Origin of the sequence: Mycobacterium paraseoulense, from assembly GCF_010731655.1 — a bacterium.
GTDB lineage: Bacteria > Actinomycetota > Actinomycetes > Mycobacteriales > Mycobacteriaceae > Mycobacterium > Mycobacterium paraseoulense.
The window spans coordinates 3,276,175-3,289,171 of the sequence record NZ_AP022619.1 but is presented as its reverse complement, the minus strand read 5'-3'; the positions used below and the strand labels follow the sequence as shown (position 1 = coordinate 3,289,171).

Sequence of the window (12,997 nt, the reverse complement as noted above, 5' to 3'; positions counted from 1 at the left end):
GCGGCATGGTGATGTGACGGCCACTGACGCTCCGGTGCTCCTGTCGGAAGACCGCGACGGAGTGCGTACGCTGACCCTCAATCGTCCCCGCCGCAAGAATGCGATCAACCCCGACCTGTGGATCGCGCTGCGCGACGCACTGCACGCCGCCGGCCGCGACCGCGGCGTGCGCGCGCTCGTGCTCACCGGCGCGGGCGGCAGTTTCTGTTCCGGCGCCGACATCTCGGTCCCGGAAGATATCCACCCGAACCACAAGCTGCAGCGGCTGACCGATGTCGCGCTGGCCTTGCGCGAGCTTGCGGTACCGACGATCGCGAAGGTGACCGGAGTGGCCGTCGGGGCGGGCTGGAACCTCGCGCTGGGGTGCGACTTCGTCGTCGCCACACCCGAAGCTAGGTTCTGTCAGATCTTTTCCAAGCGTGGTCTGTCGATCGACCTCGGCGGTTCCTGGCTGCTGCCCAAACTCGTTGGCCTGCAACAAGCCAAGCGGCTGGCGCTGCTCGCCGAGATGATCGACGCCGAGGAGGCGTACGCCCTGAACCTGGTGACGTGGGTGGTGTCCGGCGCGGAGATCGACGCCTTCGTCGACGATCTCGCCGACCGGCTGGCGGCCGGTCCACCGATCGCCCTGGCCCACACCAAGGCCCTGTTGAACGAGGGAGCCGAGAGCACGCTGCGCGGGGCGCTGGCCAACGAGGCCCGCGCCCAGGTGGGTAATTTCGCAACGGCCGACGCCGCCGCCGCCTATGCCGCTTTCGCGGAGCGCCGGGAGCCGTCGTTTACTGGGCGGTGGGCATCAACAAGATCCACGGAAGCGGAGTAGGGATATGCGGGAAACAGTCATCGTCGAAGCCGTGCGCACCGCGGTGGGGAAGCGCAACGGCGGCCTGTCCGGGATGCACGCCGCAGACCTGTCCGCTGTGGTCCTCAACGAACTGCTGGAACGCGCCGGGGTGGGCCCGGAGATCGTCGACGACGTGATCTGGGGGTGCGTGTCGCAGGTCGGCGACCAGTCCAGCAACATCGGCCGTTACGCGGTCCTGGCCGCCGGCTGGCCCGAGACCATCCCCGGCACCACCGTCAACCGCGCGTGCGGGTCGAGCCAGCAGGCGCTCGACTTCGCCGTGCAGGCGGTGATGTCCGGCCAGCAAGACGTCGTCGTAGCCGGCGGTGTCGAGGTGATGAGCCGCGTTCCGCTCGGTTCGGCCAGGGCGACCGGCATGCCGTACGGCCCGAAGGTGCTCGCCCGCTATGACGACTTCTCCTTCAACCAGGGGCTGTCGGCGGAGATGATCGCCAAGAAGTGGGGGTTCTCCCGCACCCAGCTGGATGAATACTCCGTCCAGTCCCACGAACGGGCCGCCGCGGCCCAGGATGCCGGCGCGTTCACCGGCCAGATCGTCCCGGTGTTCACCGACGACGGATCGGTCGTCGCCGCCGACGAAGGTATCCGCCGGGGCACCACGGTCGAGAAGCTCAGCGGGCTCAAGCCGGCCTTCACCGAAGACGGAGTGATTCACGCGGGCAATTCCTCGCAGATCTCCGACGGCGCGGCGGCACTGCTGGTCACCACCGCGGAGATGGCGGTCGAGCTGGGGCTGACCCCGCTGGTGCGCTACCTGGCGGGTGCGGTGACCGGGGCCGACCCAGTGCTCATGCTCACGGGCCCCATCCCGGCGACCGAGAAGGTACTGACGAAGGCAGGCGTGCCGCGCTCGGAGGTGGGCGCGTTCGAAGTGAACGAGGCCTTCGCGCCGGTGCCGCTGGCATGGCTTGCCGAAACCGGGGCGGACCCCGAGCGGGTCAACCCGCTGGGCGGGGCCATCGCGCTGGGGCACCCGCTGGGCGCCTCTGGCGCGGTGTTGATGACGCGGATGGCACACCACATGCGCGACAACGGGATTCGCTACGGCCTGCAGACCATGTGCGAGGGCGGCGGCACCGCGAACGCCACCCTCGTCGAGCTCGTGCGCTAGCGCGGCACGACCCAGACCGGATACGGCACCCCTGCGTGACGACGCCCTCGAATTCGACTGTCCGGGGCGCCACTTGTCACAGGGCGCAAACTAACCTACTGTGTGTTCACTAGGTTGGTTCCGCCCACCGAACGGTTGAAGGAGTCCGGTGCCCGACGCACGGCCATACGACACGCTGCTCGCCAAGGGCGAGGACCGCAAGCAGCGGATTCTCGAGGTCGCCCAACGGCTGCTCACGCGCAATGGCTGGCGCAGCACCACCCTCGCCCAGATCGCCGGCGAGGCCGGCGTCACCCCCGCGGGGCTGCTGCACCACTTCGAATCCAAGGAGCAGTTGCTGCACGCCGTCCTCGACGCGCGCGACCTCGACGACGACCTCCACGCCGACCGGACCGGCGATCTTTTCGCCCAGATTGCCCAGGTCGCCGACCGGTTCAACCGGGCGCCCGAGCTGGTCGGGACGTTCACCGTGCTGCTGGTCGAAAACATCCTTCCCGACGCGCCCCTGCACGACCGGATGCTGGCCCGGCATCGCGCTGCGACCGACATCGTCGCCGACCTCATCCGGCGCGGGCAGGCCGATGGCCGGTACCGCACGGACATAGACCCCGCCGTCAAGGCAGTGGAAATTCTCGCCTTCGTCCACGGAATGGAAACCACATGGTTGCTCGATCCATCGATACCCCTGACCGAGGTGTTCAAGCAGTACGCCGAGACGCTGGCGCGCGACTTCGCCCCATAGACGAGCCGCGCGAGGACATGAGATACCGGCTCGACGTGGTCGCCGCCACCGTCGTCGACGTGGTGCGGTTCGCCGGCGGCTGGCTCTTCGACCGGGCAATGGCGGGCTGGGACGTCACCGTGCTCCTGGCCGACCTGGCTGACCACCCCGACGCTCGGCCGCTGCAGATCCTGGGCGCCCAAGTGGTCGACCTCGAGGACGCCTTGGCGTCGGTGCGAACACGCCATCGTCCCCAGGCCCTGGCGGCCGCGGCCGACCTGTTCGGGTGCGACTCGCGCGTGCGGCAAGGGGTGTTGCAGGCCCTCGACCACGGAGTTACCGAGGTCACGCTCTGGGGTGAGACCTGGCCTGCCGAGCTCGACGACAGCGTCGGCCTGGTGCAGCACCGGCTCAGCATGGCCGCACACACGTTCAAAGCCCAGGCCCTGGCCGCCGCCGCTCTGCCGGCCGCCCCGCTCGGTCACGTCGAGACCTTCCGCAGCGGGCTGCTGGCCTGGCCATCGGTCGCGGCCGATCTGATTCCCGCCGGCTGACGCCGGACTCCGGTACCCGGGCCGACCGCCCCTCGTTGACGACCACCATGCCGTGTGGAAATGTAATACTCATCTGCGAGAGGCACATTCTCACTAGCCGAAATTCAAGGAGCGGGAGATGGCGAACGAATTCTCCGAATTGGACTTCTTCCGCGGCAGCGAGCTGATTGACGACCCGTACCCCTACTACGAGGCGCTGCGCCAGCAGTGTCCCGTCACGCGGGAGCCCCATCACGACGTCACGATGATCACCGGTTGGGACGAGGCCTGCGCCGTGCTCAACGACGCCGAGACGTGGTCCTCGTGCATCTCGGTGACCGGCCCGTTCCCCGGCTTTCCGGTACCGCTGGAGGGCGACGACGTCACCGAGTTGATCGAGAAGCACCGCGACGAATTGCCGTTCAGCGACCAACTGCCGACGCTCGATCCGCCGACCCACACCAACCACCGCTCGCTGTTGATGCGGCTGATCACCCCCAAGCGCCTCAAGGAGAACGAGGACGCCATGTGGGTGCTCGCCGACCAGGTGCTCGACACGTTCCTGGCGCCCGGCCACGGCGACTTCATCAAGGGTTTCGCGGGCCCGTTCACGCTGCTCGTCATCGCTGACCTGCTCGGCGTGCCCGAGGAAGACCGCGACAAATTCGTCAAGGGCATCCGCGACCACTCGGGCGGCGGCGTCGGGGGCACCAAGGGCTCGCTGGCGCACAGTCCGCTGGAGTTCCTCTACGGACTCTTCTCCGACTACGTCCGGGACCGCCGCCGCGATCCCCGTGACGACGTGCTGACCGGCCTGGCGACCGCAACGTACCCGGACGGCTCCATCCCCGACGTCGAGGACGTGGCACGCGTCGCCAGCAATGTCTTCTCGGCGGGGCAGGAGACCACGGTGCGGTTGCTGGGTGCGGCCCTGCAGACGCTCGGGGAGCGGAGCGACATCCAAGCGCAGTTGCGCAAGGACCGTAGCCTGATTCCCAACTTCATCGAGGAGTCGCTGCGCCACGAGAGCCCGGTCAAGGGCGACTTCCGGCTGAATCGGGTGCCCGTCAACGTCGGCGGCGTCGACCTGCCCGCCGGAACCACGGTGATGGTCGTGCAGGCGGCCGCCAACCGTGATCCCCGCCGGTTCGAGGACCCCACCACGTTCGATCCGGCCCGCAAGAACGCCCGCCAGCACATCTCATTCGGGCGCGGTATCCACAGCTGCCCGGGGGCGCCGCTGGCGCGCGCCGAAACCCGGGTGGCGATCGAGCGCCTGCTCGACCGGACCTCCGACATCCGGATCGACGAGCGCATGCACGGTCCCGCGGACGACCGTCGCTACCAATACGTTCCGACGTACATCCTGCGCGGGCTGACGGAGCTGCACCTGGAGTTCACCCCGGCATGAAAGTCACAGTCGACGACCAGCGCTGCCGTGGCCACGGCGTCTGCACGACGCTGTGCCCGGAGGTGTTCAGTCTCACCGACGACGGATACGCCGAGGCGATACCGTCAGACATCCCAACGGAATTCGAGGCAGCCACTCGGGAGGCGATCAAGTCCTGCCCCGAGCAGGCCATCAGCGAGATCTGATCAGCACCGCAGGGAAACAAGGAGATTCACGAAGTGGCTAAGGGATACGTCATCTTGACGGAGGCCATCAACGATCCGGAGGGCATGAAAGCCTATGCGCGGGCCGCCGGTTCGGCGATGGGCGGGGCCACCATTCTGGCGGTGGACACCGCTCCCAAGGTGATCGAGGGCACCTGGCACGGCGATCAGACCGTCGTGCTGGAATTCGAATCGGTGGACGCGGCCCGCGCCTGGTACGAGTCCGAGGGTTACCAAAAGGCGGCGAAGCTGCGGCAGGCCGCGGCCGACTGCAATGCCGTCATCGTCTCCGGATTCTGATCGCTACTCGCCCACGATCGAGATGGCCTGGCGAGGGCACTGACGGACGGCCTCGCGCACGTCTGCCTCGTTCTCCGGGGTGACTTCCTCCTGCAACACGGTCAGCATGTCGTCGTCGCCGAGAAGGAAGATGTCGGGGTTGATGCCCATGCAGACACCGTTGCTCTCGCAGAGCCCCCAATCGACCTCGATTTTTCTGGTCACCGCGACCCCCTTTACCGAAGCACCTTGACGGGCACGTTCTTCCAGCCCGCGACGTTTTGCATGTTCACCCGCGTGCACCCGGCCCAGTCCACCTCGTAGCGGGGCATGAAGTCGAGGAGCCGCTCCAGCGCGATCCTGCTTTCCAGGCGGGCGAGCGCGGCGCCGAGGCAGCTGTGGATTCCGTACCCGAGCCCGAGGTGCTGGGCCTCGGTCTGGTCGCGCTCGATGTCGAAGGTGTCGGCGTCGGTGAAGGCCTCGGGGTCGCGGTTCGCCGCGGCGCCGCACAGGAACACCGGCTTGCCGGCGGGAATCACGCCACCGCTGACGTGCGCCTCCTTGAGGGTGTAGCGCACGTTGTACTGCACTGGACCCTCGTAGCGCAGTAGCTCTTCCACCGCCCCCGGGATCTTGTCGCGGTCGTCCTGCAGCTTCTGCCATTGGTCGGGGTGACGGGCGAAGATCACCGCCGCGTTGCCCATCAGTTTGGTGACGGTCTCGGCGCCCGCACCGCCCAGAAGGGTTGCGAATCCGCAGATCTCGATGTCGTCGAGCTTGCGCAGCTGGCCGTCCTCGCCGGGGATCTCGGCCGCGATCAGCCGGCTGATCATGTCGTCCTGCGGTTCTTGCCGCCGCTCCTGCACCAGGCCGAAGTAGTACATCGCCGTGTCGATGTTGGCCTGCATGCCGGCTTCGCTGATCTCGATCTGTCCCGGTTCGTGAGACAGGCTGGTGTCGATCCAGTGGCGGACCTGCTGCCGGTACTCCTCCGGCACGCCCGCCATCCGGGTGATCACCTCCACCGGGAACGGCCCGGAGAAGTCCTGCACGACATCGAAGTTGTCGGGGTCGGCGGCACCCAGATACTTGTCGATCACCTCGACGATCGTCTCGCGCTGTGACTGGATCGCCCGGGGGGTGAACGCCTTGTTGAGCAGGCTGCGCATGTGGCGGTGCTCCGGCGGATCCATGAAGATGATCGACTTCTGCTCCGGGGACACGCCCCGGCGCACCATCGCCAGGTCGCAGCCGCGCGCCGACGAATACGTCTCGAAGTCCTTGAAGGCGGCCGCGACGTCCTCGTGGCGGGTCAGCGCGTAGAAGTCCTCTTTCTCGTCGTAATACAGCGGCGCTTCCTCGCGCATCCGTCGATAGATGTCGAACGGATTGTTGAAGTAGTCCTCGGAGTACGGATCGAAGACGACCTTCGGTTTTGTCACTGATTCCTCCTCAGCGGCGAGGGTGGGCTGAACCGTTACAGCCGAGTCGTTGACTGTAACGGTAACGGTAATACCTTCGTGACGAACCGGAAAGAGCGAAACGCCAGCTTCTCAAACCCTCTTCGCGACGTCGATGGACTGGATGACCTCCTCGAGGGCGCCCAGATCGCTGCCGAGTTCTTCACTGATGCCGCGCACGACGGCGACGTCCTTGTTCACGAATTCGCCGGCAACGTCGAGGAACGATGCGACGGAGCCGCCCGCCGCCACCAGGTTCAGTACGCGGCTGGCCGCGCTGCCGTGCGCCAGCGCCCTCAGCAGCGTCGATTCCGGCACGCCGAGACGCTCACCCAATCGCATGGCCTCCGCGAGCAGCCCGATATGACCCGCGAAGAGGGCGTTGTTCACAAGCTTCACTTTCTGGCCGGAGCCGCGCGGGCCGACGTGCAAGACGGGATCGCCGTAGCTGCTCAGCACCGGCCGCACCCGCGTGACCGCGTCGTCGGCGCCGCCCACGAACAGCGTGAGCCGGCCGGCGGCGGCGTCGTGTGGGCCGCCGCTGATCGCGGCATCGATGACGTCGAGCCCATCGGCGATTGCGGCGAGGGCGTCGATCGTTTTCGGGCTGGCTGTGGTGTGCACCACCAGCGCCGCGCCGGACGGCATCGCGGACAGCAACCCGCCGTCCAGGCATACCTCCCGCACCTGCTGATCGGTGAACACGCAGAGCAGCACGATGTCGGCCAGCGCGGCGGCCTCGGCGACGTCGCGGACCGCACGCGCGCCGAGCTTCTCGAGCTCGCACCGCTTCTCGGCCGTTCGGCCCAACACTTGAACGTCATGCCCGGCCGTCAGCAGACGGGACACGATGGGACGGCCCATCCGTCCGGCGCCGACGAATCCGACCCTCACCGTGGATGGCCCATCAGGGCCAGGGCGGCGTCGGCCGCCTCCAGCACGGCGCCACCGCTCGTCCCGGCCCGGTCGGCCAAGTCGACCACCAGGCGGACGTCCTTCTGCAGCAGCGCCCCGGCCACGCCGGCGAGCCGGTCCAATCCGCCGATCCCGCCAAGGGCGTTGAGCGCGAAGCTGTTCCCGCTGCTGCGTGAGACGACTTCGGTGAGGCGGTCCGGGTCGACGCCGAGGGCGCCGGCCAGCGACAGCGCGCTGGCCGCGGTGGCCAGGTGGGCGGTGAACAGCAGGTTGTTGAGCAGCTTGGTGGTTTGACCGGAACCCAGCTCCCCGAGGTGGACTATCGGGTCGGCGTAGGTTGCGAAGACCGGGCGGCACCGCTCGACGACGTCGGCGTCGCCGCCGACCATCACCATCAGGCGCCCTTCGGAGGCCGCCGGTGCACCGCCGCTCACCGGCGCGTCGATGACCGAAACGCCTTTGGTCGCCGCCTTCTTCGCCAGTTCGCGGCACGTGTTGGGGTGTACGGTGCTGTGCACCGCGATCACGCCCCCCGGCTTCATCGCCACCAACAGCCCGCGCTCGCCGTCGACGAGCTCGTCGATGTCCGCGTCACCCACGACGCAAAGACACACCAGATCGCTGGCCGCCGCGAGCCCGGCCGGTGACTCGGCGACCTTCGCCGTGGTGTCGGCGAACGGCTCCAGGGTCGCGGGCCTGCGCGCCCACAGCGTGGTCTGGTAACCGCCCTCGACGATCCGCCGCGCCATCGGGCCGCCCTGACTGCCCAGGCCGATGAATCCGACTCTCATCCGGCCTCCAGGTCGCCTTCTGCGTCAAGGCGATTCGCGCGGGCCGCCACACAGTCGTCGACGAACGCAAAAACCTTCGCGTGGTAGTCGGACGCGGTGTGACCCAGGCTCATGTTGTGTCCCGCGTCGGGCTGCCGATGCACGGTGAATCGCGGCGAGCCGGAGAACAGCTCCTCGATCTCGGCCACCGCGGAAGGATCGTTCTGCCAGACCTTTTCGTGTTCGGCGATGCTGAATTGCACCGGGACCCGCACCGCGGGCGCAAGCGCCGGAAAATCCTGGCGGGCCCAATTGGAGACCATCTGGTCCTCATAGGACGGCGCGGTCGGAGAGACCGTGGCGCCGGTGAGAACCTCTGGCGGGTAAAGGTTTTCGGGGTGCCACAGCAACTCACGCAGGCCGGCCGGGCGGCGCTCGCGGGTAGCGGTCTTCAGGATGTCCCGGGCCGCCGGATGGTAGCGGCGGCCGGTGCCGGCCAGTTCGATGCCCAGCAGCTCGGCGCCGCGCTCGTCGGCGCCCATCCGCATCACGAGTTCGCACCCCCCGGAATGGCCCATCAGGAACAACCCCGCGCCGCGTGGCCGATCACCGAGGATGCGGTCCACCGCCCCGTAGGCGAGGTTGACCCGCTGCTCGGGCAGGGCCATCGCCTCCGGATAGGGCGCGGAGCTGCCGTAGCCGGGCCGGTCGAGCGCCACCACGGTGAATCCGGTTGCCGCGCCGGTCCGTAACAGCGACAACGACGGGTGGCCCGGGCAATCGAAATAGGCCGCGGTGGTGCCTCCGCCGTGGATGGCGACGATCACGGCCTTGGGCTCGGCGGATTCGGCGATGAGCGCCGACATCGGCACGCCGTCGACGATCACCAGCCTGGGCCGGGCAGCGGGGCGGGTCATTCGTCCGCTCGCAACAGCAGCACACCGCTGGGGGTGAGACCGCCGCTGCTGACCACGCCGACGCGGGCGCCGGCGACCTGGCGGTCCCCGGCCTCCCCGCGCAGCTGGGTGACCGCCTCGTGGACGAGGCCCATGCCGTGGGTCCGGCCGTGCGAGAGCTGGCCGCCGTGTGTGTTGAGCGGTAGCTGGCCGTCGCGGGCGATGTTCTTGCCGCCGTCGAGGAACTCCTTGGCCTCGCCGATGCCGCAGAAGCCCAGCGCCTCGATCCACGACAGGCAGTTCATGGTGAAGCCGTCGTAGAGTTCGGCGACGTCAACGTCGTTGGGGCGCAACGTCGTGCGTGTCCACACGTGCGCGGCCTGGCCCAGTACCTGCGGCTCGTGGGTGAGAGTGCTCTGGTCCCAGTCGATGCGTTCGATGATCTGCGTTCCCACCGCTTCCACCAGCACCGGCGACTTGGCGAGATGGCGGGCGGCGTCGACGGCGGAGACGATGACCGCTATCGCGCCGTCGCACGGCACGTCGCAGTCGTAGAGGCCGAAGGGTGTGGTGATCGGCCGCGCGTTCAGATAGTCGTCCATCGTCATCGGACTTCGGTAGACCGCCGTGGGGTTCAGCTCGGCGTTGGCCCGCTGGTTCAACGCGATCCAGCCGAGAGTCTCCTTCGTGGTGCCGTAACGGTGAAAGTGCCGCTGCGCGTTCATGGCCAAGGTGTGGGCCGCAGATGTTGCGCCGAATGGCATTTGCCAGCCCGACATCCGGCCCATCGACGGGCTGATCTTTCCCTGCTTCATCAGCTCGCCGTTGGTGGCTTCCCACAGCGTGCGGAAGCAGAGCACGTGACGGGCCAGGCCGCAGGCGACCGCCTGCATGGCCGCGATCAACGATCCGCCCGGGCCGAATGTTTCCATGGCGCCGTTGTGCCACGTGGGCCGGATGCCGAGCGCCGCTTCCAGCGCGGTCACCCCGCCCTCCCCGAAGCCGCCGACGTTGATCGCGCCGGGGTAGGTCGACAGGCCGTCGATGTCTGCGTACGCCAGGCCGGCGTCGGCGATGGCCGCTTCGCACGCCTGCACGGTCAGCGCCAACGGCGGCTGCATCAGGCGGCGGCCGATCGGCGACATGCCGATCCCGGTCAGCGCGACCTTGTCTTCGAACTTCTCGGTGGTCAGCATCGGGCGTACATGCTCGCCGAAGCGCTCCGGCGCTATTTCGTCGACGGGCAGTGGACCGGGCTCGGCGTCTTGTACCGGCCGGAACAGCGGAAACCACACGTCCTCGACCTGCTCGAAGACGACTTCGACCTGTTGGCCGAGTTCGAGCCGATCCGGCTCGCACTCGATGATGTTGGTGGTCAACCGAACCCGCGGATCTTCGGCGATGGCGACCTGGGCGATCACGTACGGCGCCGGCATGCCGGGCAAACTGAACCGTTCATTGATGGTGAACCCGGCGAGCGTTGCCCGGCCCGAGACCGCCCGCACGCCCATATCGCGCGACCGGCAGTACCGGCACACCGGCGCCGGCGGATGGATCAGCGATTCGCAGCTATTGCATTGCTGCAGCCGCAACGCGCCGTCGGCGCCCGAAGTCCAGAAGAATTCGTTGTCCTGCGTGATCAGGGGCAACGGTCGTCCCTGTGCTGCTGACACGTTACCTCCGCGAGTCGGAACGGCCCCCGAGCGCTCTTGGTAGGACCGTTATACGAATCGGAGAATTACGTTATCACCGCGGGGTGGCGAGATCACAGCGGCACCCAGACACCGCCTACGTAGATGCCCCACTGGTGAAAGCCGACACTCCACATCGGGGGCTCCGATGTCCACCACGGCTGTGGCGGAGGCGGCGGCACATCGTGCCCGGCGAATGACGGGGCGTATGGCGGCGGGAGCGTGTACCACGCCGGCGCTGCCGGCGGCGGCTTGCACTCGCGGGTCGCCGGATTCCACGACATGTTGTCGACGCACTCCGCCGAGCCGATTGCCGGCCTCGCGATCACCGCGACCGCCGTCGCCACGAAGGCAACCGCGATGGCGGCGGCCAGTCGACGAACGAACCATCTCATGGTGGGCCTCCCATTGGGGCCATCCTGACTTTGGCTGCTGTCAGCCTATTCCGTTGAGACCGCCATGACCATGTCCAGCGGCATTCTGGGGCGACAGCGCGGCTCTTCGTGAGCCCCGGCTCAACGCGTGAATCCCCATTCCGCCTCGTTCTCTTCGGTTTTGAGGTGCTCGGCGGGGTCGTCCGCGTCGGTGAGCGGCGGGTGCGGCGCCGGCGAGGTGCGTTCGCCGATCTCGGCGATGGCGTGCACCGGGCAGTCCATCAGGGCGCGCATGACCGCATCGCGATCCGGCTCCGCCACGGAGCCGTCGCCGATGAGGGACGCATAGCCCCAGTCGTCGAGCGAGAAGTATCCCGGCGCGTATTTCGCGCAGATCCCGAAGCCGTCGCACACGGTGCGGTCCAAGCGGATCTTCATGTCAGCCTCACAGCTTCCGCCTCGTAGGGACGGTCGGCGCGGAAGGCGCCGCGGGTGCAGTCCGGGCATGCGCCGTCGAGGTGGGCGGCGACTTCGCCGGGGAATTGACCGAGCAGGCTGGCGGCGACGTTGGTAGCGGCGTCCAGTGTTGCGCACGCGCCGCGCCCGCGCAGCAGCACCGACCAGCGGCGCAGCCGCTCGACGTCTTCCGTCGTCGCGGCACCGTCGCGCAGCGCGCCGGCGGCCGCGGCCATCGCCGCCGTACCGTTGAAGCACGAACCGCACTGCCCGGCGTTCTCCCGGTCGAAGTAGGCCAGCACGGACGCCGCGACCGCGACGGGGCAGTCGTCGGTGATCACTGAGATCGCGCCGCAACCCAGGCCACTGCCGAGCCGCCGCATCGACTCGTGGTCCAAGGTCGTCTCCAGCACGGTGCGGTTGAGCAAACCGGCGAAGTAACCGCCCATCAATGCCCCGCGCACCTGATCCGCCGGAACGCCGTGTAGCGCAAGAAGTTCGGTGAACGGCATACCGTGCGGAAGCTCGTAGAGGACGGCCGGCCGGCCGGCCCCGGTGATGGTGGCCAGGAAGGTGCCCGGGGAGAGCGATGTGCCCTGCGAACGGAACGCCGCAGCGCCGTGGCCCTGCAGGTACGGCAGGTTGGCCAGAGTCTCGACGTTGCTCACCAGTGTGGGCCGATCACCGACGCCGGTCTCGAAGGGGCGTGGGGGCTTGTCCGTCGGTTTGGCCGGGCCGCCGTTGATCGCGCGGACGGCGGCCGTCTCCTCGCCGGCCACGTACCCGGGCTGCACGGTCAACATGTCGACCGTTATGCCACCGAACGCGTCGGGATCAAGCTCGTCGAGCGCGGCCTCAACGCTGTGCGCCGATTCCGGGTCGGACACGTAGACATAGCCGCGGTCCGCTTCGATGACCGCGGCCGCCAGCCGGAGCCCGTCCAGAATCAGGTGTGGGCGGTTGCGCAGCAGCCAGCGGTCTTTGACCGAAGCCGGTTCTCCCTCTTCGCCATTCGCGACGACGATCGAGCCAGCGGCGCTGCGACCATTGTCGCGTACCGCGCGCAACTTGGTCGCGAGCGGAAAGGCCGCGCCACCGCGGCCGACCAGTCCGCTGGCTTCGACCTCGCGCAGCAAGGCATCGGCGTCGACGAGCGGCCGGTATCCGCCGAGCCGTCGGTACGCCGTGAGGTCTTCGCCGGACCTGGGCGTCCCTTCTACCAACAACCGGGGTTCACAGCCGGGGCAGGTGGCGGCGCTGATGCTGGTGGATTGCGCGGTGTTCACGACTGGCCCGCCATCGTCCTGGTTAG

General features: G+C 68.2%; 16 protein-coding genes. 7 read left to right on the top strand and 9 right to left on the bottom strand.

The genetic code is table 11. The features are described 5' to 3' along the window. The first annotated feature begins 13 nt into the window (after positions 1 to 13). The 7 genes from G6N51_RS15185 (at position 14) to G6N51_RS15155 (ending at position 5,144) form a co-directional block, all read left to right on the top strand. Positions 14 to 823 carry an enoyl-CoA hydratase/isomerase family protein gene (locus G6N51_RS15185; protein WP_083168466.1) on the top strand — a complete coding sequence of 270 codons (810 nt, stop codon included), beginning with the start codon at positions 14 to 16 and terminating at the stop codon, positions 821 to 823. Positions 824 to 827: 4 nt separating this feature from the next. Then, on the top strand, positions 828 to 1,976 hold the full coding sequence (locus G6N51_RS15180; RefSeq protein ID WP_083168468.1) for a thiolase family protein: 1,149 nt from the start codon (positions 828 to 830) through the stop codon (positions 1,974 to 1,976). 148 nt (positions 1,977 to 2,124) lie between these two features. Continuing rightward, a complete protein-coding gene (locus G6N51_RS15175) occupies positions 2,125 to 2,718 on the top strand; it encodes a TetR/AcrR family transcriptional regulator (protein ID WP_083168471.1) in 594 nt (197 codons plus the stop codon). A gap of 17 nt (positions 2,719 to 2,735) precedes the next feature. Continuing rightward, the gene (locus G6N51_RS15170; protein ID WP_083168474.1) at positions 2,736 to 3,251 is read left to right on the top strand and encodes a hypothetical protein; all 516 of its coding nucleotides are present in this window, start codon (positions 2,736 to 2,738) and stop codon (positions 3,249 to 3,251) included. A 118-nt stretch (positions 3,252 to 3,369) separates the two neighbouring features. Next, positions 3,370 to 4,641 carry a cytochrome P450 gene (locus tag G6N51_RS15165; RefSeq protein WP_083168477.1) on the top strand — a complete coding sequence of 424 codons (1,272 nt, stop codon included), beginning with the start codon at positions 3,370 to 3,372 and terminating at the stop codon, positions 4,639 to 4,641. Beyond that, a complete protein-coding gene (locus G6N51_RS15160; protein WP_083168480.1) occupies positions 4,638 to 4,826 on the top strand; it encodes a ferredoxin in 189 nt (62 codons plus the stop codon). Before G6N51_RS15165 ends, G6N51_RS15160 begins: the two co-directional genes overlap by 4 nt. Positions 4,827 to 4,910: 84 nt before the next feature. After that, the gene (locus G6N51_RS15155) at positions 4,911 to 5,144 is read left to right on the top strand and encodes a DUF1330 domain-containing protein (protein WP_276055579.1); all 234 of its coding nucleotides are present in this window, start codon (positions 4,911 to 4,913) and stop codon (positions 5,142 to 5,144) included. 3 nt (positions 5,145 to 5,147) lie between these two features. Here G6N51_RS15155 and G6N51_RS15150 read toward each other — a convergent pair whose 3' ends face one another. The 9 genes from G6N51_RS15150 to G6N51_RS15110 all read right to left on the bottom strand — a co-directional run bounded on the left by G6N51_RS15150 (position 5,148) and on the right by G6N51_RS15110 (position 12,971). Next, the gene (locus G6N51_RS15150; protein ID WP_083168486.1) at positions 5,148 to 5,348 is read right to left on the bottom strand and encodes a ferredoxin; all 201 of its coding nucleotides are present in this window, start codon (positions 5,346 to 5,348) and stop codon (positions 5,148 to 5,150) included. Positions 5,349 to 5,359: 11 nt separating this feature from the next. Continuing rightward, positions 5,360 to 6,565: a cytochrome P450 gene (locus G6N51_RS15145; RefSeq protein WP_083168489.1), complete on the bottom strand. Its 1,206-nt coding sequence runs from the start codon at positions 6,563 to 6,565 to the stop codon at positions 5,360 to 5,362. Between the two features lie 111 nt (positions 6,566 to 6,676). Next, positions 6,677 to 7,477: an NAD(P)-dependent oxidoreductase gene (locus tag G6N51_RS15140; RefSeq protein ID WP_083168492.1), complete on the bottom strand. Its 801-nt coding sequence runs from the start codon at positions 7,475 to 7,477 to the stop codon at positions 6,677 to 6,679. Then, positions 7,474 to 8,289: an NAD(P)-dependent oxidoreductase gene (locus tag G6N51_RS15135; RefSeq protein ID WP_083168495.1), complete on the bottom strand. Its 816-nt coding sequence runs from the start codon at positions 8,287 to 8,289 to the stop codon at positions 7,474 to 7,476. Before G6N51_RS15135 ends, G6N51_RS15140 begins: the two co-directional genes overlap by 4 nt. Then, positions 8,286 to 9,185: an alpha/beta hydrolase gene (locus G6N51_RS15130; protein WP_083168498.1), complete on the bottom strand. Its 900-nt coding sequence runs from the start codon at positions 9,183 to 9,185 to the stop codon at positions 8,286 to 8,288. Before G6N51_RS15130 ends, G6N51_RS15135 begins: the two co-directional genes overlap by 4 nt. Next, complete coding sequence (locus G6N51_RS15125) at positions 9,182 to 10,837, bottom strand: thiolase C-terminal domain-containing protein (RefSeq protein WP_083168500.1); 1,656 nt, start codon at positions 10,835 to 10,837, stop codon at positions 9,182 to 9,184. The genes G6N51_RS15130 and G6N51_RS15125 overlap by 4 nt, the downstream gene beginning before the upstream one ends. 92 nt (positions 10,838 to 10,929) lie before the next feature. Next, on the bottom strand, positions 10,930 to 11,250 hold the full coding sequence (locus tag G6N51_RS15120) for a hypothetical protein (protein ID WP_083168503.1): 321 nt from the start codon (positions 11,248 to 11,250) through the stop codon (positions 10,930 to 10,932). A gap of 120 nt (positions 11,251 to 11,370) precedes the next feature. Next, positions 11,371 to 11,667: a ferredoxin gene (locus tag G6N51_RS15115; RefSeq protein WP_083168506.1), complete on the bottom strand. Its 297-nt coding sequence runs from the start codon at positions 11,665 to 11,667 to the stop codon at positions 11,371 to 11,373. Then, on the bottom strand, positions 11,664 to 12,971 hold the full coding sequence (locus G6N51_RS15110) for an NADH-ubiquinone oxidoreductase-F iron-sulfur binding region domain-containing protein (RefSeq protein WP_083168508.1): 1,308 nt from the start codon (positions 12,969 to 12,971) through the stop codon (positions 11,664 to 11,666). Before G6N51_RS15110 ends, G6N51_RS15115 begins: the two co-directional genes overlap by 4 nt. Between the last annotated feature and the right edge of the window lie 26 nt (positions 12,972 to 12,997).

What these genes read in the sequence shown, in the direction of transcription:
- G6N51_RS15180 (WP_083168468.1), top strand. Translation starts at nt 828, where the DNA reads ATGCGGGAAACAGTCATCGTCGAAGCCGTGCGCACCGCGGTGGGGAAG.
- G6N51_RS15160 (WP_083168480.1), top strand. Translation starts at nt 4,638, where the DNA reads ATGAAAGTCACAGTCGACGACCAGCGCTGCCGTGGCCACGGCGTCTGC.
- G6N51_RS15120 (WP_083168503.1), bottom strand. Translation starts at nt 11,250, where the DNA reads ATGAGATGGTTCGTTCGTCGACTGGCCGCCGCCATCGCGGTTGCCTTC.
- G6N51_RS15170 (WP_083168474.1), top strand. Translation starts at nt 2,736, where the DNA reads ATGAGATACCGGCTCGACGTGGTCGCCGCCACCGTCGTCGACGTGGTG.
- G6N51_RS15115 (WP_083168506.1), bottom strand. Translation starts at nt 11,667, where the DNA reads ATGAAGATCCGCTTGGACCGCACCGTGTGCGACGGCTTCGGGATCTGC.
- G6N51_RS15135 (WP_083168495.1), bottom strand. Translation starts at nt 8,289, where the DNA reads ATGAGAGTCGGATTCATCGGCCTGGGCAGTCAGGGCGGCCCGATGGCG.
- G6N51_RS15165 (WP_083168477.1), top strand. Translation starts at nt 3,370, where the DNA reads ATGGCGAACGAATTCTCCGAATTGGACTTCTTCCGCGGCAGCGAGCTG.
- G6N51_RS15130 (WP_083168498.1), bottom strand. Translation starts at nt 9,185, where the DNA reads ATGACCCGCCCCGCTGCCCGGCCCAGGCTGGTGATCGTCGACGGCGTG.
- G6N51_RS15155 (WP_276055579.1), top strand. Translation starts at nt 4,911, where the DNA reads ATGAAAGCCTATGCGCGGGCCGCCGGTTCGGCGATGGGCGGGGCCACC.